This is a genomic window from Streptomyces sp. B93 (assembly GCF_018070565.1).
GTDB lineage: Bacteria > Actinomycetota > Actinomycetes > Streptomycetales > Streptomycetaceae > Streptomyces.
On record NZ_JAGPXL010000045.1, the window covers coordinates 1 to 22,020 of the forward strand.

At 71.6% G+C, this 22,020-nt stretch carries 17 protein-coding genes; 11 read left to right on the forward strand and 6 right to left on the reverse strand.

What is annotated here, in order from left to right; translation table 11 throughout:
- Positions 1-1,536, reverse strand: a 1,536-nt coding sequence (locus KBY47_RS29745) for a hypothetical protein (RefSeq protein WP_210926485.1), incomplete at its 3' end; no start/stop codon positions are given.
- A gap of 272 nt (positions 1,537-1,808) precedes the next feature.
- On the opposite strand from KBY47_RS29745, the gene radA reads away from it, so the two are divergent.
- Together radA and disA are read left to right on the forward strand one after the other, a co-directional pair.
- Positions 1,809-3,218 (forward strand): DNA repair protein RadA, encoded by a 1,410-nt coding sequence (gene radA / locus KBY47_RS29750; protein ID WP_210926487.1) that lies wholly within the window; start codon positions 1,809-1,811, stop codon positions 3,216-3,218.
- Between the two features lie 81 nt (positions 3,219-3,299).
- A complete protein-coding gene (disA, locus tag KBY47_RS29755; protein ID WP_210926489.1) occupies positions 3,300-4,424 on the forward strand; it encodes a DNA integrity scanning diadenylate cyclase DisA in 1,125 nt (374 codons plus the stop codon).
- Between the two features lie 74 nt (positions 4,425-4,498).
- Here the strand turns inward: disA and KBY47_RS29760 are convergent, their stop codons facing one another.
- Entirely contained in the window at positions 4,499-5,368 is an 870-nt protein-coding gene (locus KBY47_RS29760) for a hypothetical protein (RefSeq protein WP_210926491.1), read from the reverse strand.
- 150 nt (positions 5,369-5,518) lie between these two features.
- On the opposite strand from KBY47_RS29760, the gene KBY47_RS29765 reads away from it, so the two are divergent.
- The 5 genes from KBY47_RS29765 to cseC all read left to right on the forward strand — a co-directional run bounded on the left by KBY47_RS29765 (position 5,519) and on the right by cseC (position 10,035).
- The gene (locus KBY47_RS29765; RefSeq protein WP_247695440.1) at positions 5,519-6,511 is read left to right on the forward strand and encodes an A/G-specific adenine glycosylase; all 993 of its coding nucleotides are present in this window, start codon (positions 5,519-5,521) and stop codon (positions 6,509-6,511) included.
- 210 nt (positions 6,512-6,721) lie between these two features.
- Complete coding sequence (locus tag KBY47_RS29770; protein WP_210926493.1) at positions 6,722-7,261, forward strand: SigE family RNA polymerase sigma factor; 540 nt, start codon at positions 6,722-6,724, stop codon at positions 7,259-7,261.
- Complete coding sequence (locus tag KBY47_RS29775; RefSeq protein ID WP_210926496.1) at positions 7,249-7,905, forward strand: hypothetical protein; 657 nt, start codon at positions 7,249-7,251, stop codon at positions 7,903-7,905. Before KBY47_RS29770 ends, KBY47_RS29775 begins: the two co-directional genes overlap by 13 nt.
- Before the next feature lie 29 nt (positions 7,906-7,934).
- Entirely contained in the window at positions 7,935-8,639 is a 705-nt protein-coding gene (cseB, locus tag KBY47_RS29780; RefSeq protein WP_210926498.1) for a two-component system response regulator CseB, read from the forward strand.
- 10 nt (positions 8,640-8,649) lie between these two features.
- Positions 8,650-10,035, forward strand: coding sequence for a two-component system sensor histidine kinase CseC (cseC, locus tag KBY47_RS29785; protein WP_210926500.1), 1,386 nt, complete (start codon positions 8,650-8,652; stop codon positions 10,033-10,035).
- Positions 10,036-10,444: 409 nt separating this feature from the next.
- On the opposite strand, the gene KBY47_RS29790 is transcribed toward cseC, so the two are convergent.
- Entirely contained in the window at positions 10,445-12,040 is a 1,596-nt protein-coding gene (locus tag KBY47_RS29790) for an MDR family MFS transporter (RefSeq protein WP_210926502.1), read from the reverse strand.
- Between the two features lie 128 nt (positions 12,041-12,168).
- Here KBY47_RS29790 and KBY47_RS29795 point away from each other — a divergent pair, with 128 nt between their 5' ends.
- Positions 12,169-12,795 (forward strand): TetR/AcrR family transcriptional regulator, encoded by a 627-nt coding sequence (locus KBY47_RS29795; RefSeq protein ID WP_210926505.1) that lies wholly within the window; start codon positions 12,169-12,171, stop codon positions 12,793-12,795.
- A 31-nt stretch (positions 12,796-12,826) separates the two neighbouring features.
- On the opposite strand, the gene KBY47_RS29800 is transcribed toward KBY47_RS29795, so the two are convergent.
- Complete coding sequence (locus KBY47_RS29800) at positions 12,827-13,564, reverse strand: M23 family metallopeptidase (protein WP_210926507.1); 738 nt, start codon at positions 13,562-13,564, stop codon at positions 12,827-12,829.
- A 374-nt stretch (positions 13,565-13,938) separates the two neighbouring features.
- Here KBY47_RS29800 and KBY47_RS29805 point away from each other — a divergent pair, with 374 nt between their 5' ends.
- Positions 13,939-17,037, forward strand: coding sequence for an NACHT domain-containing NTPase (locus KBY47_RS29805; protein WP_210926509.1), 3,099 nt, complete (start codon positions 13,939-13,941; stop codon positions 17,035-17,037).
- Positions 17,038-17,143: 106 nt separating this feature from the next.
- Positions 17,144-17,776, forward strand: coding sequence for an HAD family acid phosphatase (locus KBY47_RS29810; protein WP_210926511.1), 633 nt, complete (start codon positions 17,144-17,146; stop codon positions 17,774-17,776).
- Positions 17,777-17,861: 85 nt separating this feature from the next.
- Here KBY47_RS29810 and KBY47_RS29815 read toward each other — a convergent pair whose 3' ends face one another.
- Positions 17,862-20,387 carry an ATP-dependent Clp protease ATP-binding subunit gene (locus KBY47_RS29815; RefSeq protein WP_210926513.1) on the reverse strand — a complete coding sequence of 842 codons (2,526 nt, stop codon included), beginning with the start codon at positions 20,385-20,387 and terminating at the stop codon, positions 17,862-17,864.
- Positions 20,388-20,817: 430 nt separating this feature from the next.
- Between KBY47_RS29815 and KBY47_RS29820 the strand changes: the two genes are divergently transcribed.
- Positions 20,818-21,480, forward strand: coding sequence for an SCO3374 family protein (locus tag KBY47_RS29820; RefSeq protein ID WP_210926515.1), 663 nt, complete (start codon positions 20,818-20,820; stop codon positions 21,478-21,480).
- Here KBY47_RS29820 and KBY47_RS29825 read toward each other — a convergent pair.
- A complete protein-coding gene (locus KBY47_RS29825) occupies positions 21,459-21,794 on the reverse strand; it encodes an Lsr2 family protein (RefSeq protein WP_210926517.1) in 336 nt (111 codons plus the stop codon). The genes KBY47_RS29820 and KBY47_RS29825 overlap by 22 nt on opposite strands.
- Positions 21,795-22,020 lie beyond the last annotated feature (226 nt).

Here is a 22,020-nt window from a genome sequence, read left to right on the forward strand (position 1 = left end):
GGTGGGGGCCGGGTCGGAGGGGCGGGGCGCGGTGCCGTAGCCCCGGATGGAGACGACAGCGCCCGCGGGGGCGATCGTCACGCGTGCGCTCCAGTGCCCGGACGGCTCGCGCAGATGGTCGACGTACACCTTGATCGTGAACGTCTCGCCGGGCCGGAGGGTTCCCGCGGAGCGGCTCGGATACAGCCAGGGGGCGTGGGTGGCCACGGACCAGCGGACCGGCGTGGCGCCCGACGCCGTGAGGGTGATCAGGGTGGTGTCGCCGATGCTGTCGGCGGTGATGTCGAGCCGGCCCGCGGCCTGGTGTCCTGGGCCGTCGACGCCGAGGACCTCGACGGAGACGTCGGGGGTGGGGTCCTCGCGGGACCCGGGGTCGGGCTCGGTGGCGTTGCCCGCGTTCTCGTAGCCGTAGCCGTCTCGGTCGGCGGCGCCCTTGCCGTCGCCCTGGTCGTCCTCGCGGCTGGTGGCGGTCGCGCGACCCTCCTCGCCCTCACCGGCCACCGGGGCGCCCCGGTAGGCGGACCAGAGGGCGATCACGGGGGCGGCGACCACGGTGGCGACGACGGTCGTGGTGACGGCACGCGCGCGTAGCCGGTCCCGGCGGGCGGCACGGTCCTTGGGGTCCATGGGGAAGCCGCGCCGGTCGAAGCGTGGAGCGCCGCCCCGCGCGCGCGGGTGGTGCGCCATCGCGAGGTGCAGGGCGGCGCGGGGCGCCTCCAGGACGGGCAGTTCGGCGGGGGTGACCGCGGAGCCGGGCCAGCGGCCGGGGACGGCGCGCTCCGCGGTACGGCGGCAGCGCGGGCAGTCGTCGACGTGCCGGACGAGTTCCTTGCGCACGGCGGAGCTGAGGACGAGCTGGCCGTCGCCGGTGAGGCGGGCGACGCCGGGGCAGTTGCCGGTCTCCACGACGGCGAGGGCGGCGCGGGTGCGTTCCACCTCGCAGGCGGCGGAGGCGAGCAGGTCACGGGCGGCGGCGAGGTCCATGCCGAGGACGGCGGCGACCTCGTGGGCGGCCAGGTGGTGGCGTACGGCCAGTTCGAGGGCCTCGCGCTGCTCGGGGCTGGTGCCCGCGGCCTCCGGCCAGGCGAGCCTGGCGAGTTCGCGGCGCCGCCGGCGCTGTTCCTCCTCCGGTACGGCGGCGGGGGCGGGCTGGGCGGAGCCGTGCCGGGTGGTGGGGCGGCCCGCGGCGTGGTGGGCCTGACGTTTCTGCTTGGCCTCGGCCAGCTTGCGCAGGCACGACCAGCGGGCCAGCGCGTACAGCCAGGCCCGGCGGTCCCCGGTGGCCTCGGGGGCGCGCTGGCCGCGGCGCTCGGCGAGGGCGAGGGCGTCACCGAGGGCGGCGGTCGCGGCGTCGTGGTCGCAGAGCACGGACAGGCAGTACGTGAACAGTCCGTCCAGGTAGGGCTCGTATCGCGTGGGCGGGCGCTGGGCCAGCGTGCGCGCCGCGGCGCGGTCGCGCGCCTCGCTGTGCGTGCGGCGCGCGCCGGAGCGTGCGCCGGGGGTGCGGGTCGAGGTCTCCGGGCTGCTGCTCATCACCCGGCGACCGTAGGCGTCGTGGGAGTGTCCGTTCTCGCCCCTTGAGCACTTTTAATCCGTACGGGTGAAACGATCCCTCATAAGGGGACAGGAAGGATTCATTCCATGGCCCGTTCGTGGCGGTGGCGGCTGGTTCCTGGCAGTTCCCGCAGGTTGCGGCGGTTGTCGCGCCGAGGGAAGGCCGGGCGGGAGCCTGGGGGAACTCTGGGGAAAAGCCTGGGGAAAAGCGGTCGCCGACCGCGTTGTCAGTGCCGGCGGATACGGTTCCGTGCATGGCTGCCCGTACGAAGACCACCAAGGACCGGCCGTCCTACCGCTGCACCGAGTGCGGCTGGCAGACGGCCAAGTGGCTCGGCCGCTGCCCCGAGTGCCAGGCATGGGGGACGGTCGAGGAGTACGGCGCGCCCGCCGTGCGCACCACCACCCCGGGCCGCGTCACCAACTCCGCGCTGCCCATCGGCCAGGTCGACGGCCGCCAGGCCGCCGCCCGCTCCACCGGCGTGCCCGAACTGGACCGGGTCCTCGGCGGCGGGCTCGTCCCCGGCGCCGTGGTGCTGCTCGCGGGCGAGCCGGGCGTCGGCAAGTCCACGCTGCTGCTCGACGTGGCGGCCAAGGCGGCCAGCGACGACCACCGCACGCTGTACGTCACGGGTGAGGAGTCCGCGAGCCAGGTCCGGCTCCGCGCCGACCGCATCGGCGCCATCGACGACCACCTCTACCTGGCCGCCGAGACCGATCTCGCCGCCGTCCTCGGACACTTGGACGCGGTGAAGCCGTCCCTGCTGATCCTGGACTCGGTGCAGACGGTCGCCTCTCCGGAGATCGACGGCGCGCCCGGCGGCATGGCCCAGGTGCGGGAGGTCGCGGGCGCCCTGATCCGCGCCTCCAAGGAGCGCGGGATGTCCACGCTCCTGGTGGGCCATGTCACCAAGGACGGCGCGATCGCCGGACCCCGGCTGCTGGAGCACCTCGTCGACGTCGTCCTGCACTTCGAGGGCGACCGGCACGCGCGCCTGCGTCTGGTCCGCGGCGTCAAGAACCGCTACGGCGCCACCGACGAGGTCGGCTGCTTCGAGCTGCACGACGAGGGCATCACCGGCCTCGCCGACCCCAGCGGCCTGTTCCTGACCCGGCGGGCCGAGCCCGTCCCCGGCACCTGCCTGACCGTCACGCTGGAGGGCCGCCGCCCGCTGGTCGCCGAGGTGCAGGCGCTCACGGTCGACTCGCAGATCCCCTCCCCGCGCCGCACGACCTCCGGTCTGGAGACCTCCCGCGTGTCGATGATGCTGGCCGTCCTGGAACAGCGCGGCCGCATCAGCGCCTTGGGCAAGCGGGACATCTACTCCGCGACGGTCGGCGGCGTGAAGCTGTCGGAGCCCGCCGCCGACCTCGCCGTCGCCCTCGCGCTGGCCTCCGCCGCCAGCGACACCCCGCTGCCGAAGAACCTCGTCGCCATCGGCGAGGTCGGCCTCGCGGGCGAGGTGAGACGGGTCACGGGCGTGCAGCGCAGGCTCGCCGAGGCGCACCGGCTGGGCTTCACGCACGCCCTCGTACCGGGTGATCCGGGCAAGGTTCCGTCCGGCATGAAGGTGCTGGAAGTCGCGGACATAGGGGACGCCCTGAGGGTGCTGCCGCGCTCCCGTCGGCGAGAGGCCCCCCGGGACGCGGAGGACCGCCGGTAGACTTTGCCCTGGTCTCGCCCGTCCGTGCGAACAGAGTGCGCGATACGGGAGCGCCCCAGAACCTGCGACCGGAGGAGTGCAGTGGCAGCCAACGACCGGGCAGCAGCTCCCGGAAAGTCCGGTGGGAGTGCCGGTTCAGATGGCCTGATGCGCGCCTCGCTGAGCGCCGTGGCGCCTGGCACCGCCCTGCGTGACGGCCTCGAGCGGGTCCTGCGCGGCAACACCGGCGGCCTGATCGTGCTGGGCTCCGACAAGACGGTCGAGGCGATGTGCACAGGCGGTTTCGTGCTGGACGTCGAGTTCACGGCGACCCGGCTGCGGGAGCTGTGCAAGCTGGACGGCGGCATCGTGCTCTCCTCCGACCTGTCGAAGATCCTTCGCGCGGGCGTGCAGTTCGTGCCCGACGCGACGATCCCCACGGAGGAGACGGGCACCCGGCACCGCACCGCGGACCGCGTCAGCAAGCAGGTCGGCTTCCCGGTCGTCTCCGTCTCCCAGTCGATGCGGCTGATCGCCCTGTACGTCGACGGGCAGCGCCGCGTCCTGGAGGACTCCGCGGCGATCCTGTCCCGCGCCAACCAGGCCCTCGCCACGCTGGAGCGCTACAAGCTCCGCCTGGACGAGGTCGCGGGCACGCTGTCGGCGCTGGAGATCGAGGACCTGGTGACGGTCCGCGACGTCTCCGCGGTGGCGCAGCGCCTGGAGATGGTCCGCCGGATCGCCACGGAGATCGCCGAGTACGTGGTGGAGCTGGGCACCGACGGGCGGCTGCTCGCGCTCCAGCTGGACGAACTGATCGCGGGCGTCGAGCCCGAGCGCGAGCTGGTCGTCCGGGACTACGTCCCCGAGCCCACCGCCAAGCGCTCCCGCACGGTCGACGAGGCCCTCGCCGAGCTGGACGCCCTCACCCACGCCGAGCTGCTCGAACTGCCCACGGTCGCCCGCGCCCTGGGGTACACGGGCTCGCCCGAGACCCTCGACTCCGCGGTGTCCCCGCGCGGCTTCCGGCTGCTGGCCAAGGTGCCGCGGCTGCCCGGCGCCATCATCGACCGCCTGGTCGAGCACTTCGGCGGCCTCCAGAAGCTGCTCGCCGCCAGCGTCGACGACCTCCAGACCGTGGACGGTGTGGGCGAGGCCCGCGCCCGCAGCGTGCGCGAGGGGCTGTCGCGGCTGGCGGAGTCGTCGATCCTGGAGCGGTACGTCTGAGCCCTCGCACCGCCTCGGCCGGCAGCGCCGGACGGTGAGGTGAGGACCGCGCCGGACTGGAGGACCGCGCCGGACTAGTCGGCTTCCAGCACGAACGACGTCTGGACCTTCGCGTACCCCGGCGCCTTGGCCTCCACCAGATAGGTCCCGGCCTTGGCGGTGCCCGCCGGAGGGGTGGCGCAGGACGGTGCGCTCGGCCTGCGGTCCCACTCCACGGGGTAGGTGACGCTGCTGCCCGCGGGCACCCGGAAGTACAGGCTCGCCGCGCCCTTGGGGCAGTCGGCCGACGACCAGTACGGGTCGTCGCTCGCGGCCTGAGTGATCGTCAGCACCGCTGCCTTCGGGCCGAGATCGACCTTGCAGTCGCTGCTGGAGGAGTTCTTCGCCGTCAGCCGGAAGGCGGGCCGCTGGCCGGGCTCGTACGAGTTCCGGACGCTGCGCAGGGTCAACGACACCGATCCGGACGTGCAGTTGGGGACCGAGGAACCCGTCGGCAGGGCGTCACCGCTGCCGACCTCGCCCCCCGCACCGCCGGAACCGGCGCTTCCGCCCGCACCGCCGGCACCGCCGGTACCACCGGCGCCTTCGCTCCCACCGGTCCCGCCTGTACCGCCTGTACCGGCGCTCCCCTCATCGCCGTCGTCCCCCGAACCCCCTCCGGAACCGGCCCCGTTGGAGTCCCCGCCGCTCGACTCGTCGCGCCCGCCGGGCGCCTGGCTGATCGCCGGTCCCGATCCGGACGGGCCGGGCGTGATGGTGGAGACGGTCGGCGCGGGATTCTTGCCGTTGGACCCGTTCGCGCCGTTGCCGCCGCCTCCGCCGCCGGACGTCACGATCCAGACGGTCAACAAGGCCAACAGGGCGAGCACGGACAGCATGACGGCCCTCCGTCGCCAGTAGATGGAGGAGGGAAGCGGCCCAACCGGATTGCGCAGAGATCCCACGGCGCAAACTGTACGAGAGATCGGCGCGTTCGCTTGCCACACCCGCCGCCCGCGCACCAACTTTTACGGATCATCATCCCGCGCCCGGCGCGCCAGCGCCCACCGCACGCCCGCTCGCACGCGGTCCGGCATGGCAGGATCGGAAACGCCATGACTGCGCCAACGAAGCCCCAGACCCAGCCCGAGCCCCGCACCCGGCAGCCGCAGGAGCCCAGCGGCCCGACCGCCCCCCGCGCCGTCCCCGAGGCCGACGGCCTCCCGCACGGCACCGGCGCGGACCTGCACTCCCCCGTCATCAGCTGGTTCGACGAGCATGCGCGTGACCTCCCCTGGCGGCACCCCGAGGCGGGGCCGTGGGGGGTGATGGTCAGCGAGTTCATGTTGCAGCAGACGCCGGTGAACCGCGTCCTGCCCGTCTACGAGCAGTGGATGGCCCGCTGGCCCCGCCCCGCCGATCTCGCCCAGGAGGCACCCGGCGAGGCGGTCCGCGCCTGGGGCCGCCTCGGCTACCCGCGCCGCGCCCTGCGGCTGCACGGCGCCGCGGTCGCCATAGCGGAACGGCACGGCGGTGACGTACCCACCGATCACGCGCAGCTCCTGGCGCTGCCCGGCATCGGGGAGTACACGGCGGCGGCCGTGGCGTCGTTCGCGTACGGGCAGCGGCACGCCGTGCTGGACACCAATGTGCGCCGGGTCCTCGCGCGGGCGGTCACGGGGGTGCAGTACCCGCCGAACGCGACCACCGCCGCCGAACGCAGGCTGGCGCGGGCGCTGCTGCCCGAGGAGGAGCGCACCGCGGCGCGCTGGGCGGCGGCCTCGATGGAGCTGGGCGCGCTGGTGTGCACGGCGAAGAACGAGTCGTGCCACCGCTGTCCGATCGCCGCGAGCTGTGCCTGGCGGCTCGCGGGCAAGCCGGAGCACGACGGGCCGCCGCGCCGCGGTCAGACGTACGCGGGGACGGACCGTCAGGTGCGCGGCAAGCTGCTGGCCGTGCTGCGCGAGGCACACGCGCCGGTGCCGCAGGCGACGCTGGACCGGGTGTGGCACGAGCCGGTGCAGCGGGCGCGGGCGCTGGACGGGCTGGTCGCCGACGGGTTGGTGGAGCCACTGCCGGACGGGCTGTACCGGCTGCCCCTGAGCTGAGCCGCACATCTCGCGCATATCGGGGCAGGTGTGGACCAGCCCTACCACTCCCTTAGCTCCTCCCTACTTCCGTTACACAACTGACGGACAGCCGAGCGTTTCCCGACGGGTGCTCCGCACAGCGCCGTGACAACCGCTCCGTAGCTTCGTTCCGTGCCCGACACAGGCGGCGCGGCGGCTACACAACGGGGAAGCGGGAGGCGGTTGATCATGGCGCAGAAAGAGGTGCTCGAGTTCGAGGAGTACGTCCGCACCCGGCAGGACGCGTTGCTGCGCAGCGCCCGCCGCCTCGTCCCGGACCCGGTCGACGCCCAGGACCTGCTCCAGACGGCGCTGGCGCGGACGTACGGCCGCTGGGACGGGATCGCGGACAAGCGGCTCGCGGACGCCTATCTGCGCCGGGTCATGATCAACACGCGGACGGAGTGGTGGCGGGCGCGCAAGCTGGAGGAGGTGCCCACGGAGCAGCTCCCGGACGCGTCCGTCGACGACTCCACCGAACAGCACGCCGACCGGGCCCTGTTGATGGATGTCCTGAAGGTGCTCGCCCCGAAGCAGCGCAGTGTCGTCGTGCTGCGACACTGGGAGCAGATGTCCACCGAGGAGACGGCCGCGGCCCTGGGTATGTCGGCCGGAACGGTCAAGAGCACGCTGCACCGGGCACTCGCCCGCCTCCGCGAGGAGTTGGAGGCCCGCGACCTGGACGCACGCGCTCCGGAGCGTGAGGAGCGGGAGCGTTGCGCGGCCTGACCGAACTGTGGCCCGGCCCGGCCCGGTCCACCCTCCGGGCGGTGACCGCGGCGGCCGCCGCCTTAACCGCCTTCGCGCTGCTGGTGTCGGCGTGCGGCAGCAGCGGCACCGGCGCGCGGGACGAGGGGCCCGCCGGGTCGGACTCGGTGGCGGGGGCCGCCGCGTCCCCGTCGATGATGGCGCCGTCCGTCACCCCCGAGCGGGTGGACGCGGTCCGGCTGGTCAAGGCGGACCCGCTGGTCTCGGCGGCGGTCAAACGCGATCTGAAGCCGTGCGCCGCCGACGAGTACCCCATCGACGTGTCCTACGGCGAACTGACCGGCGGCACCGCGAGCGATGTCGTGGTCAACGTCCTGACCTGCGGTGACGCCGTGGGCGTCGGCTCGTATGTGTACCGCGAGGCGGACGGCGGCTATCTGAACGTGTTCCGCGCGGAGGAGCCGCCGGTCTACGCGGAGATCGACCGCGGCGACCTGGTGGTGACCAAGCAGGTGTACGAGCGCGGCGACCCGGTGTCGAACCCGTCCGGCGAGAACGTGATCACGTACCACTGGACGGGCGGCCGGTTCGTCGAGCGGTACCGCACCCACAACGAGTACGGCACGGTCGCGGGCGAGCCGACCCCGGTCCCCGGGGACACCTGAGACCACCGACGAGAACTGAGAGCACCTGGATGGCAGAGCAGACCCACGTCCTGTTCGTCGAGGACGACGACGTCATCCGCGAGGCGACCCAACTCGCCCTGGAGCGGGACGGCTTCGCGGTCACGGCGATGCCCGACGGCCTGTCCGGCCTGGAGGCGTTCCGCGCCGACCGCCCCGACATCGCCCTGCTGGACGTCATGGTCCCGGGGCTCGACGGCGTCAGCCTGTGCCGTCGAATCCGGGACGAGTCGACCGTGCCGGTGATCATGCTGTCCGCGCGGGCCGACGCCATCGACGTGGTGCTGGGTCTTGAGGCGGGCGCCGACGACTATGTGACCAAGCCGTTCGACGGCGCGGTGCTGGTCGCCCGGATCCGTGCGGTGCTGCGCCGCTTCGGGCACGCGAGCGGCGGCGGACAGCGGGAGGAGCGGGCCGGACCGGCTGCCGGTGGGGTGCTGACCTTCGGCGATCTGGAGATCGACACCGACGGGATGGAGGTGCGCCGGGCCGGGCGCCCGGTGGCGCTGACCCCGACGGAGATGCGGCTGCTGCTGGAGTTCTCCGCCGCGCCGGGCACGGTCCTGTCCCGCGACAAACTCCTCGAACGCGTCTGGGACTACGGCTGGGGCGGGGACACCCGCGTCGTCGACGTCCATGTGCAGCGGCTGCGCGCCAAGATCGGCCAGGACCGGATCGAGACGGTCCGCGGCTTCGGCTACAAGCTGAAGGCCTGAGGTCCGGGACATGCGGGGGAAGGGAGCCGGGAGACCCGGCGGGGCGCGGATACGGCGACTGGTGCCCACGCTGGTGGAGCGCACAGGCATCCGGACGGGGCTGCGGTGGAAGCTCAGCACCGCCATCGCCCTGGTCGGGGCGCTGGTTGCGGTCGCGCTCAGTCTGGTCGTGCACAACGCCGCGCGGGTGTCGATGCTGGACAACGCCCGTGACCTCGCCGACGCGCGGCTGCGGATCGCGCAGCGCAACTACGAGCTGTCCAGCCGCCCCAACTTCCCCAACGTCAAGATCGACGACCCGGAGCTGCCCGCGGAGCTGCGCAAGAAGGTGGAGCAGGGCCGCCGGGCCACGTACGTGGGCGAGGGGCTGGGCGGCGGCGCGCCGGACATCTGGGCGGCGGTGCCGCTCAAGGACGGGCATGTGATGTCGCTGCGCGCCAGGTTCACCAGCACGGACATCCTCGACGACCTCGACCAGGCGCTGGTCATCGGCTCCATCGCGGTGGTGCTGGGCGGGAGCGCGCTCGGGGTGCTGATCGGCGCGCAGCTGTCGCGGCGGCTGCGGAAGGCGGCGGCAGCCGCGAACCGGGTGGCCAAGGGCGAGACGGACGTACGGGTCCGGGAGGCGATCGGCGGGGTCGTCCGGGACGAGACGGACGATCTGGCGCGGGCGGTGGACGCGATGGCGGACGCGCTCAAGCAGCGGCTGGAGGCGGAGCGCCGGGTCACCGCCGATATCGCGCACGAGCTGCGCACCCCGGTGACGGGGCTGCTCACCGCGGCCGAGCTGCTGCCGCCGGGGCGGCCGACGGAGCTGGTGCTCGACCGGGCGAAGGCGATGCGCACCCTGGTGGAGGACGTGCTGGAGGTGGCCCGGCTGGACGGGGCGTCGGAGCGGGCCGAGTTGCAGGACATCCTGCTGGGCGAGTTCGTCACCCGGCGGGTGGCGGCGAAGGACCCGGACGCCGAGGTCGTGGTGGTGCACGAGTCGGAGGTCACCACCGACCCCCGTCGGCTGGAGCGGGTGCTGTTCAACCTGCTCGCCAATGCCTCGCGGCACGGCAGGGGGCCGGTCGAGGTGACCGTCGAGGGCCGGGTGATCCGCGTCCGCGACCACGGACCCGGCTTCCCCGAGCACCTGCTCGTCGAGGGCCCCAGCCGCTTCCGCACCGGCAGCAAGGACCGTGCCGGACGCGGCCACGGCCTGGGCCTGACCATCGCCGCCGGACAGGCACGGGTGCTGGGCGCGCGCCTGACCTTCCGCAACGTACGGCCACCGGGTGCGCCGGAGCACACCCCGGCCGAGGGTGCGTCCGCCGTGCTGTGGCTCCCGGAACACGCACCGACGAACACGGGGAGCTATCCGATGCTGCCGGTCCGGGAAGGGCGACGGTGAGCGGCGGCGCGCATGGGCGTCGCCGACCAGGGCGCCGGGCGGCGACGGCCCGCGCGGGGGGCCTGACCTGACACGGGGGCCGAGCCCGGAACGGCGGGAGCTGCCCCAGCTCGGAGGGCTGCCCCAAGCCGAGGGCTGAACCGCCGCGGGGGCAGCGCACTTCAGAGGCAGCACGCCGCAAGGGCGGGGCGCCACACAGGAAGCACGCCGGCAAGGGCGGGGCGCAGCAAAGGGAACGCGCCGCAAGGGGCGGGGGGGCCGCAAAGGCGGGGGGCCGCAAGGGCGGGGGGCCGCAAAGGGAACGCCCCGCCAAGGCAACGCGCCACAGAGGCAGCGCCCCACAAAGGCAGCGCCCCACAAAGGCGGGGTGCCTCACCAGGCACCCCGCCCCCTCCCCCCGGTCGCCCCCTCAGACCGCTTCGGTCACCGGCGCCGGAGCCGGCGACGAGTCCGTCGGCTTCGGGCCCGCGCCCTTCAGCGGGACCTCCTTCACGAAGACCGCCGCGACCAGCGCGACCACGGCCACGCCCGCGCCGAGCAGGAAGGCGCCGTGGGTACCCGCGGAGACCGCGTGCTGGTAGGCCTCGCGCGCGGCGGCGGGGAGCTTGGCGAGGCTGGCGGCGTCCAGCTGGGCGGACTGTTCGGTGACCTGGCCGATCTGGGAGCCCGCGGCTCCGGCGCGCTCGGCCATGACGTCCTGGACACGGTGGTTGAACAGCGCGCCCATGATCGCGACACCGAAGGAGGAGCCGAGGGTGCGGAAGAGGGTGGTGGAGGAGGACGCGACGCCCATGTCCTTCATCTCCACGCTGTTCTGCGCGACCAGCATGGTGATCTGCATCAGACAGCCCATGCCGAGCCCGAGTACGGCCATGTACAGCCCGGACGTCAGGCGTGAGGTCTCCGTGTCCATGAGGGACAGCAGCCACAGCCCGGCGATCAGCAGGACACCGCCCGCGAGCGGGAAGATCTTGTAGCGCCCGGTGTTGGTGGTGACCCGCCCGGCGACCATCGAGGTGACGAGCATCGCGCCCAGCATCGGCAGGAGCAGCAGCCCGGAGTTGGTCGCGGACGCGCCCTGCACGGACTGCTGGTAGAGCGGCAGGAAGAGCACCGCGCCGAACATCACGAAGCCGGTGATGAAGCCGATGACCGACATCAGGGTGAAGTTGCGGCTGCGGAAGATGTGCAGCGGCATGAGCGGCTCGGCGGCCCGCTTCTCCCAGAGGACGAACCCGACCAGGGCGACGACTCCGATGGCGGTCAGTTCCATGATCCGCGCGGACGTCCAGGCGTACTCGGTGCCGCCCCAGGTGGTGACGAGCACGATCGCCGTGATGCCGACGGTCAGCAGCCCCGCGCCCAGATAGTCGATGCGCGCCTGCGAGCGCTTCCTCGGCAGGTGCAGTACGACACTGATGGCGACCAGCGCGACCGCGCCGAGCGGCAGGTTGATGTAGAAGGCCCAGCGCCAGCCCCAGTTGTCGGTGATGGTGCCGCCGACCAGCGGCCCGCCGATCATGGCGAGGGCCATCACGGCGGCCATCATGCCCTGGTACTTGCCCCGCTCCCGGGGCGGGATCAGATCGCCGATGATCGCCATCACGCCGACCATCAGACCGCCCGCGCCGAGGCCCTGCACCGCGCGGAAGCCGATCAGCTGGCCCATGTCCTGGGCCATGCCGCTGAGCGCGGAGCCGATCAGGAAGAGCACGATGGAGGCCATGAACGAGCCCTTGCGCCCGTACATGTCGCCGATCTTGCCCCAGATCGGGGTGGAGGCGGCGGTGGCGAGGGTGTACGACGTGACCACCCAGGACAGGTGCTCCAGGCCGCCGAGTTCGCCGACGATCGTCGGCATCGCGGTGCCGATGATCATGTTGTCGAGCATCGCGAGCATCATCGCGATCATCAGCGCGAGCAGCACGACCCGTACGCTGCGTGGCTGTTTGCCGGTGTCCGGGCCTTCCTGGCCCTCGTGGACCCCTTGCCCTGTCTCGGTCATGGCTGACGCCCCCTGCTACCCACGTGACTACTTACTTGCCGACCGGCTAGTAAACTTCACTGGGTAAGGTAGGAGCGTAACTAGCCGGTCGTCAAGTAAGTTTGAGTAAGAAGCGATCGGGGGCGAGGATGGGCGGCACCATGGAAGCCAGGGACGGTACCGACGGCAGGGGCGGCGCGGACGGCGCCAAGCAGCGGCGTCGCGGGAACACCCGCCAGCGCATCCAGGACGTGGCCCTCGAACTCTTCGCCGAGCAGGGCTACGAGAAGACGTCCCTGCGCGAGATCGCCGAACGCCTCGACGTCACCAAGGCGGCGCTCTACTACCACTTCAAGACCAAGGAAGAGATCATCGTCAGTCTCTTCGAGGACCTGACGAAGCCGATCGAGGACCTGATCGACTGGGGCCGCCGGCAGCCGCACACGCTGGAGACCAAGAAGGAGATCATCCGCCGCTACAGCGACGCGCTGACCGCCGCCTCCCCGCTGTTCCGCTTCATGCAGGAGAACCAGGCGACGGTACGTGACCTGCGCATCGGCCAGATGTTCAAGAACCGCATGCTCGGCATGCGGGACATCGTCGTCGACCCCGACGCCGACCTGGTCGACCAGGTCAGGTGCGTCAGCGCCCTGTTCACCCTGCACGCGGGGATGTTCGTCATGCGGGACATGGGCGTCGACCCCGAGGACGCGCGGGGCGCGGTCCTCGAGGTCGCGATCGATCTGGTGACGCAGGCTCAGCACGGGAGCGGCTGAGCCGGGAGCGTCGGCTGTCGTCCGCCGGACGTCAGAGGCTGACGCCCTTGCCGCGCAGGAAGCGCGCCGGGTCGATGGCGGTGCCGTAGTTCGGGGTGGTGCGGATCTCGAAGTGCAGGTGCGGGCCGCTGGAGTTGCCGGTGTTGCCGGACAGGGCGATCCGCTGGCCGGTCTTGACGACCTGGCCGACCTTCACGTTGATCTTCGACAGGTGGGCGTACTGCGAGTACGTGCCGTTGCCGTGCTTGATGACGACGGCGTTGCCGTACGCGGGACCGTCACCGGCGCCGTTGCCGCCGGCCTTGACGACGGTGCCGCCGTGCGCGGCGACGACCCGGGTGCCGGAGGGCACCGCGTAGTCCTGGCCGCTGTGGGTGGACTGCCACATGCCGCCCGCCTGCGCGTAGCTGGCGGAGAGCTTGTAGTGGCTCACGGGGTTCACCCAGGAAGCGGCCTTCTTCTTCGCCGCGGTCTGCTGGGCGGCGGCCTTCTTGGCGGCCGCGGCCTTCTTCGCGGCGGTGGCCTTGGCCTGGGCCGCCTTCGCCTTGGCTGCCGCGGCGGCCTGCGCCTCGGCGGCCTTCGCCTGGGCGGCGGCCTGGGCCTGGACGGCGCTCGCCGCGCTGGTGGCGGCGGTGGCCGCGCTGGCTTCGGCGGCGGCCGCGACCCCGGCACCCAGGACGACCGAGGCTCCCATTCCGGCGGCCAGGACGGCGGCGCGAGTGCGGAGCGAGGACGTACGGGTGACACGGGACGTGACGCGCTGGATCATCTCAACCTCATGGGTGGGGGACAGAGAGACACCCGGCGGGATCGGGCGTCCGCCGGATGGCTCATCCTTGGTAACCCCCGGCTCGCGAAAGCCCCAAACGTGTGATCTACGACGGAAGCTAGTAATTGATGGGGAAACTTAACGCTTCTTGACAGAGCTTCCATCCAGGACGAATCCGCCCATCCAGGCCGAAGCACCCAGAGAGGTGTGGACCAATAGTCCGATTTGTCCGCAACAAGGTCGCCACTATTCCGCCTAGTAACGGACAAATCGCCTGTGCGGCATGTCACCGGAGAGCAAGATCCAAGGACCCTGGAATGTGACCCGGACTACGCTGCTGACCTGCACTTCGGTAAGGCTGAGGGGGAGGTCGGATGGAACCGTCGGTGATCGGGATCAGGGTCGCCTCAGGCGTAGTAGGCCCGCTCGTGCGGAAGCTGTTCGTCAGCGAGGGACCCGGCGCGGGGCTCGTGGACCGGCCCGTACGGATCTCGGGCCTCGTCTCCTTCAGGGGCGAGCAGCGCACCCTCGACTACGAAGACCTCCAGAAGCTCTCCGCCGAGCTGGTGCGACGGGCCCTGAAGGACGGCGAGCGCCCCGTCGCGCCCGACGAGGAGGAGGCCGTACGGACCGCTCTGGCCCGGAGCCTGCACGCCCTCGGCGACCTGGACATGACCGACGTACAGGCCGTCGAACTCGGCCACCAGGCCCTGGCCCGCCGGCTGCGCGCCGCCGCCCGCCCCGATCCCGCACGGCTGCTCTCCCTGGACGCCTCCCTCTTCTACGAGCGCCTCCTGGACACCGCCTGCCTGCACGTCCTGCACTTCTTCACCCAGCGGTCCACCTTTGTCCCCCGCACCCTCGTCGAGCAGACCCACCGGCAGCGCGAGCTGATCGCCAAGCTCGACGAGCTGATCGCCCGCACCCCGCCCACCGGCGGCACCGACCCCGCGTTCGAGCAGCGCTACCTGGCGTACGTCGCGACCCGGCACAGCCACCTCACCATCTACGGCATCGACCTGCACGACTCCCCCGACCGCTGGCCCCTGGACGCCGCCTACCTCAGCCTCCAGGCCCTCGGCCCGGCCGACGACACCCCGGACGAGCAACACCTCACCGCGGCGGCAGCCGCCCTCCCCGCCGAACACGCCCTCGCCGACCACGACCGGGTCCTGCTGCGCGGCGTCGCCGGGTCCGGCAAGACGACGCTCGTGCAGTGGCTCGCGGTGACCGCGGCCCGCGGCGAGCGCGGCGACCTCATCCCCTTCGTCCTGCCGCTGCGCACCCTCGTCCGCCGCCGCGACGGCCTCCCCTCCCCCGACGCCTTCCTGACCGCCGTACGCGTCCCGTTCCACGCCAACCAGCCCGACGGCTGGACCGACCGCGTCCTCACCGCCCGCCGCGCACTGCTCCTCGTGGACGGCATCGACGAGATCCCCCAGCGCGAGCGCGAACGCACCCGGCGCTGGCTGCGCGAACTGCTGGACGTCTATCCCGGCAACCGGTGGCTGGTCACCTCCCGCCCGTCCGCCGTACGGGAGGACTGGCTCGCCGCCGACGGCTTCACGGAACTCGCCCTCACCCCCATGAGCCAGGACGACGTCGCCGCGTTCATCACCCGCTGGCACACGGCGGCCCGTATCGACGCACGCGATCCCGAACGCCTCGACGGCTACGAACGCTCCCTCCTCGACGCCATACGCACCAAGCCCGACCTCGGCCGTCTCGCCACCAACCCGCTGATGTGCGGCCTGATCTGCGCCCTGCACCGCGACCGGCGCGGCTACCTCCCGCACGGCAGACAGGAGTTGTACGACGCCGCCCTGTCGATGCTGCTCGCGCGGCGGGACGCGGAACGGGACATGACGGGCGAGGACGAGATCCAGCTCGGCGAACTGCCGCAGATCCAGCTGCTCCAACGGCTGGCGTACTGGCTGATCCGCAACAACCAGTCGGAGCTGGACCGGGAGCGCGCCGAGCGGATCGTCGGCGAGGTCCTGCCGTCCCTGCCGTCCGCCGCGACACAGGGCGACGCCGGGGCGGTCCTGCGGCACCTGCTGGTACGCAGCGGACTGCTGCGCGAACCCGCGGTCGGCACGGTGGAGTTCGTTCACCGCACCTTCCAGGACTACCTCGGCGCCAAGGCCGCCGTGGAGGACGGCGACTTCGGGCTGCTGGTGCGCGGCGCGGCGGACGAGCAGTGGGCCGACGTCATCCGGATGGCGATGGCCCACGCCCGCCCCCGGGAGCGGGCCGAGCTGCTGTGGGACCTGACCGAGGCCGCGGACCGCGCGGAGGGCGCCGCGAGCACCCGGATACGGCTGCTGGCGCTGGCCTCGCTGGAGCACGCGACCCAGTTGGACCCGGCGGTGCGGGCGGAGGTCGAGCGGCGGGCGGCGGCGCTGATCCCACCCCGGACCGCGGAGGAGGCCCGCGCGCTGGCCGAGGTGGGCCCGCTGGCGCTGGAACTGCTGCCGGGGCCCGAGGGGCTGACGGACGCGGAGGCGCGGGCGGTGGTGGTGACCGCCTCACTGGTCGGGACGGAGGCCGCGCTGTCGGTGCTGCGGCGCTTCCGGGACCATCCCTCGGTGGGCGTCCTCGCCCAGCTGAGCTGGACATGGCACCGGTTCCCGGCCCGGCGCTACGCCGCCGAGATCGTCTCGCACCTCAGACAGGACGGTCTCTTCTTCACGGCCCACTCCGCGGAACACCTGGACATCCTGCGCGAACTCGGCGGCCGGGCGGCCGTCCAGCTCGTCGGGGACCTCGATCCGGCCGGTCTGCCGTCGGACGTGGTGACGGCCTTGCGCGTCCGCTACAACCAGCGGCTGGGGGACCTGCGGGCGCTCTCCGGTCTGCACCGGCTGGACCATCTGGAACTCGGCCGCTGCCCGTCCGTGCGGGACCTCACGCCGTTGGCCGACCTGCCCCTGTCGTGGCTGTCGATCGACGGGACGCCCGGCCTGGAGCGGCCGGACGTCTTCGCCCCGCTCTCCGGCTGGCGGCGGCTCGAACAACTCCATCTGGGCAGCGACCTGGGCGGTGCCTCCCTCGACCAGGTCCTGCCCGGCGGCTGGCCGCTGCGGTGCCTGCGCTTCGTCGGCAGCGCGCTGAACAGCACCGGCCTGCGCGGTCTGCACCGCTTCGGCTCCCTGCGTCAGCTCGGTCTCGCCGCCCTGGCCAGGCCGCTGCACGCCGAGGACTACGCGGAGATCGCGCGGCTGCCCGCACTGGAGGAACTGCACCTCGACTGGGGGCGCCTCACGTGGAGCGGGCCGCCTCTGCCGGGTGTCACCCACCTCAAGCTCAACGAGTTCCAGGGCACGGAGAACCTCTCGCGCCTCCCGGACCGGTTCCCCGGTCTGCGCGAGATCACCGTGGTCCTCGCCTCGGGTGTGACCGAGGTGCCGGACGAAGTCCTCGCGGCGCTTCCGGTGCCGCCCACGGTGACCGGCATCGGCGGCGTCGTCTGACGCACACCCCTAGCCACCTACCCGCCAGTAACCCTACGGTTCCCCACGCGCCACCCTCGTTCGCGACCATGCACACGACACGTCGGCACCGTGAAGGGACCCCCACATGACGACACGACGCCCCTGGGTGGGCCGTATCGCCGCCCCCGCCGTCGCCGCGGCGGCGCTCCTGACCCTGGCCGCGCCCGCCGAGGCCGCGACCACCACGGCGACGGCCCAGGCCGCCGCCACCGCCGCCGCGGCCGACGTCGACTACGCCACCTGGCAGCGCGACTGCCAGGCCGTGATGGACCAGGCGCTGCCCTACCTCAAGGAGCGCATCGCGGCGCCCCGGCCCGGTGAGAGGCAGGCGATCGTCCTCGACATCGACAACACCGCGCTGGAGACCGACTTCGGCTTCAGCTACCCGCAGCCCGCCAACAAGCCGGTCCTGGAGGCCGCCCGCTACGCCCAGGACCACGGCGTCGCCGTCTTCTTCGTCACCGCCCGCCCTGGGATCATCTACTCCTTCACGGAGTACAACCTGAAGCACCGCGGCTACCAGGTCTCCGGCCTCTACGTCCGTGGCCTGATCGACCTCTTCAAGAACGTCGCCGACTACAAGACGGCCCAGCGCGCCGACATCGAGTCGAAGGGCTACACGATCATCGCCAACATCGGCAACAGCGCCACCGACCTGTCCGGCGGCCACGCCGAACGGACCTTCAAGCTGCCGGACTACAACGGCCAGCTCTCCTGAATCCGGCGACGGGAAAGGGGCTGCCCCGGAACCCAGCCGGGTTCCGGGGCAGCCCCTTCCGTACTGCTCGGGCCGAGCGTGGCGGCTACGCGTCCTTGCTCAGGTTCGGACCGGCGCCGCCGGCCGCCTGCTCGATCGGCGGGACGTCCGGCAGCGCGGACTTCTCCTCGCCGCGGAAGGTGAAGGTCTTGGCCTCACCCTCGCCCTCGGTGTCCACGACCACGATGTGACCGGGACGCAGCTCGCCGAAGAGGATCTTCTCCGACAGCGAGTCCTCGATCTCGCGCTGGATGGTCCGGCGCAGCGGCCGGGCGCCCAGCACGGGGTCGTAGCCCTTCTTGGACAGCAGCTCCTTGGCGGACTGGGACAGCTCGATGCCCATGTCCCGGTCCTTCAGGCGCTCGTCCACCTTGCCGATCATCAGGTCGACGATCCGCAGGATGTCCTGCTGCGACAGCTGCGGGAAGACGACCACGTCGTCGACGCGGTTGAGGAACTCGGGCCGGAAGTGCTGCTTCAGCTCGTCCGAGACCTTGTTCTTCATGCGCTCGTAGTTGGTCTTCGTGTCACCCGCGGCGGCGAAGCCGAGGTTGAAGCCCTTGGAGATGTCCCGGGTGCCGAGGTTGGTCGTCATGATGATGACCGTGTTCTTGAAGTCCACGACCCGGCCCTGGGAGTCGGTCAGGCGACCGTCCTCCAGAATCTGCAACAGCGAGTTGAAGATGTCCGGGTGGGCCTTCTCGACCTCGTCGAAGAGGACCACGGAGAACGGCTTGCGGCGGACCTTCTCGGTCAGCTGGCCGCCCTCCTCGTACCCGACGTAGCCGGGGGGCGAGCCGAAGAGCCGCGAGACCGTGTGCTTCTCGCTGAACTCCGACATGTCGAGGGAGATCAGCGCGTCCTCGTCGCCGAAGAGGAACTCCGCGAGCGCCTTGGACAGCTCGGTCTTACCGACACCGGACGGACCGGCGAAGATGAACGAGCCACCGGGACGCTTCGGGTCCTTCAGACCCGCACGGGTACGGCGGATCGCCTTCGACAGCGCCTTGACGGCGTCGTTCTGGCCGATGACCCGCTTGTGCAGCTCGTCCTCCATGCGGAGCAGACGGCTGGACTCCTCCTCCGTGAGCTTGAAGACCGGGATGCCGGTGGCGGTGGCGAGGACCTCGGCGATCAGGTCGCCGTCGACCTCGGCCACGACATCCATGTCACCGGCCTTCCACTCCTTCTCCCGCTTCGCCTTGGCGGCCAGGAGCTGCTTCTCCTTGTCGCGCAGGGAGGCGGCCTTCTCGAAGTCCTGCGAGTCGATCGCGGACTCCTTGTCACGGCGGACACCGGCGATCTTCTCGTCGAACTCGCGCAGGTCCGGCGGCGCGGTCATCCGGCGGATCCGCATCCGGGAACCGGCCTCGTCGATCAGGTCGATCGCCTTGTCCGGCAGGAAGCGGTCCGAGATGTAGCGGTCGGCCAGGGTGGCGGCCTGGACCAGGGCCTCGTCCGTGATCGAGACGCGGTGGTGCGCCTCGTAACGGTCGCGCAGGCCCTTCAGGATCTCGATCGTGTGCGGCAGCGACGGCTCCGCGACCTGGATGGGCTGGAAGCGGCGCTCCAGGGCCGCGTCCTTCTCCAGGTGCTTGCGGTACTCGTCCAGCGTGGTCGCACCGATGGTCTGGAGCTCACCGCGGGCCAGCATCGGCTTGAGGATGCTCGCCGCGTCGATGGCGCCCTCGGCGGCACCCGCACCGACCAGCGTGTGCAGCTCGTCGATGAACAGGATGATGTCGCCGCGGGTGCGGATCTCCTTGAGCACCTTCTTCAGGCGCTCCTCGAAGTCACCGCGGTAACGGGAACCGGCGACCAGGGCGCCCAGGTCAAGCGTGTAGAGGTGCTTGTCCTTCAGCGTCTCGGGCACCTCGCCCTTGACGATGGCCTGGGCGAGACCCTCCACGACGGCGGTCTTGCCGACGCCGGGCTCACCGATCAGGACCGGGTTGTTCTTCGTACGGCGGGACAGCACCTGCATGACCCGCTCGATCTCCTTCTCGCGCCCGATGACCGGGTCGAGCTTGGACTCACGAGCGGCCTGGGTGAGGTTCCGGCCGAACTGGTCGAGGACCAGGGACGTCGAGGGGGTGCCCTCCGCAGGGCCGCCGGCGGTGGCGGTCTCCTTGCCCTGGTAACCGGAGAGCAGCTGGATCACCTGCTGCCGCACGCGGTTGAGATCTGCGCCCAGCTTGACCAGGACCTGGGCGGCGACGCCCTCGCCCTCACGGATCAGGCCGAGCAGGATGTGCTCCGTGCCGATGTAGTTGTGGCCCAGCTGAAGGGCCTCGCGGAGCGACAGCTCCAGGACCTTCTTGGCACGGGGGGTGAAGGGGATGTGGCCCGAGGGCGCCTGCTGGCCCTGGCCGATGATCTCCTCCACCTGCTGGCGGACCGCCTCGAGCGAAATCCCGAGGCTCTCAAGGGCCTTGGCGGCGACACCCTCACCCTCGTGGATCAAGCCCAGGAGGATGTGCTCGGTGCCGATGTAGTTGTGGTTGAGCATCCGGGCTTCTTCCTGAGCCAGGACGACAACCCGCCGCGCGCGGTCGGTGAACCTCTCGAACATCGTTAATCGCTCCTCAGAGCGGTCAGGCAGTGGGGGGAACTTCCCCTCCCTGTCCTTCCGCAGCTTAGTCCCGCAAGCGGGGACCGCTCATTCCAACTGCCGACACCGTCGATGGCCTCCTGACCCCGAACGCCGACATCTGCTCCAACCCGATGGTGCGAGACGATGTTCCCGCAGGCCAGGCAGATACCCCCTTCGCCAGTACGCCGATGGCGAACGTGAGACGGCCTGTCCTGCGTGTCGCCCCCTCCCACTAGGGATGTCTTACCCGTAGGGACTGACAGTCCATGCCGCGCGCACCCGTTCCCTCCGCTACGGGCGAACAACCTTGCGCCTCCCCGTACCCCCACACGCTCCCCGTTTCGGCACTCTGGGCATCCATGGGGATACCCAGCGTAACTCGCGTGCTCTTCCGGCGGTTGCACTTGGCATGGCTGGCGTCCCTCCCACGGTCCCACTTCCCCGCCGTCCTCTCGACCCGAGCGGCCCGGACCCGGACGGCCGGGTGCGGCTACGGCTGTCCGCCGAGTACTACGAGAACGATCTGGGGTGGCCCACGGTGCCCGGCCCGCCGACCGGACTCGTCGTGGGGCCGCGCTTCGACGTCCTGGACGTGCCCGCCGAGGCCGGTCTCGCCGCGCTGCGGCACCTCGTCCCCGGCTCTCCCGTGGCCGTCCAGGGCGCCCGGATGCGGCTGCTGGTGGCACCGGGGAGCGCCGAGGAACTGCCCGGGCTGCTGGAGTGGCTCGAGTGGGGGGCGCTGATGCCGGGGCTGGACCTGGTGGGGGTGGGGGCGGGAGGCGTCATGGAGGCGCCCGAGGTGCCGGGGGCGGTGGGGGTTCCGGGGACGCTGGAGGCGCTGGAGGTCCAGGGGGCCCTGGAGCCGGAACGTCCGCAGGGGGCCGCCGTGTGGCTGCGGCCCCCTTTGCCCGGGTGCGAGGTCGAGGCCTCGCTGCCGACGCTGTCGGCCATGGGAGGTGCGAGGGGTACGGGGCGGGCCCCCGATCTCGCACGGCTGGTGGACACGGTGGCAGCACAGTGCCACCGGGTCCGGTTGAGGCGCGCCCCTGCTCAGGCGTTGGCCTTCTCGTAGGCCTCGCGAATGGTCGCCGGAACACGGCCGCGGTCATTGACTTCGTAACCGTTCTCCTTCGCCCACGCGCGGATCGCGGCAGTGTCCTGGCTGCCGCCGGAAGCGGCGCGCGCCTTTCCACGTCCGCCCGAGGCGCGGCCTCCGGTACGACGACCGCCCTTCACATAGGGCTCGAGAAGGCCGCGCAGCTTGTCCGCATTCGCAGTCGTGAGATCGATCTCGTACGACTTGCCGTCCAGCGCGAACGTTACGGTCTCGTCCGCCTCGCCGCCGTCGAGGTCGTCGACAAGAAGGACCTGAACCTTCTGTGCCACCGGATTTCCTTTCATCGATAACGTGAGGACCAGGGGCCTGCGGCGTCCGCCGTTTCGCCGCGGCCCCTCTTATATGCACTACAGCAGTACGTCGGAAAGCAAACCGCTTTTGCGGGAAAAACACAAACCCCTGGGAGAGACCCACTGCCCGGCTCCGGTCCGGAAACGTGCGCGTTTCGGACATAGGGAACCTGGGCAGGGGTGTGCGCCGAATACCTGGCGGTGA